This window comes from Paraburkholderia sp. EG304 (assembly GCF_046543485.1).
GTDB classification, from domain to species: Bacteria; Pseudomonadota; Gammaproteobacteria; order Burkholderiales; family Burkholderiaceae; genus Paraburkholderia; species Paraburkholderia youngii.
This window is the reverse complement of the sequence record NZ_JBKGUA010000505.1, coordinates 1-251: the sequence shown is the minus strand read 5'-3', so window position 1 is coordinate 251 and position 251 is coordinate 1. Positions and strand designations below refer to the sequence as shown.

The following is a 251-nucleotide window of genomic DNA, read 5'->3' as shown; positions in this document are numbered from 1 at the left end:
ACCGCAAGGGTGTTCATCCGCAAACGCATCTCGCCAACTTCAAGGGAATCCTGCAGGCCGATGCCTACGCCGGCTTCGATCAGCTGTACGCAAGCGGCGACGTCTTCGAAGCGGCATGCTGGGATCATTATCCCAAGTTGGGTTTTATGTTGTGACGCAGTTGGCCGGCAGCGGACTGTCGTGATCGAGGTGACGAATTACTCGGCATAATATTCGTCGCAACGCTGCACGAACAGGGTGTCCAAACGGGA

General features: G+C 56.2%; 1 pseudogene. It reads left to right on the top strand.

The features are described from left to right. Positions 1-128 (top strand): annotated as a pseudogene (locus ACLFKU_RS44930) (IS66 family transposase); the annotation flags it as partial. Between the last annotated feature and the right edge of the window lie 123 nt (positions 129-251).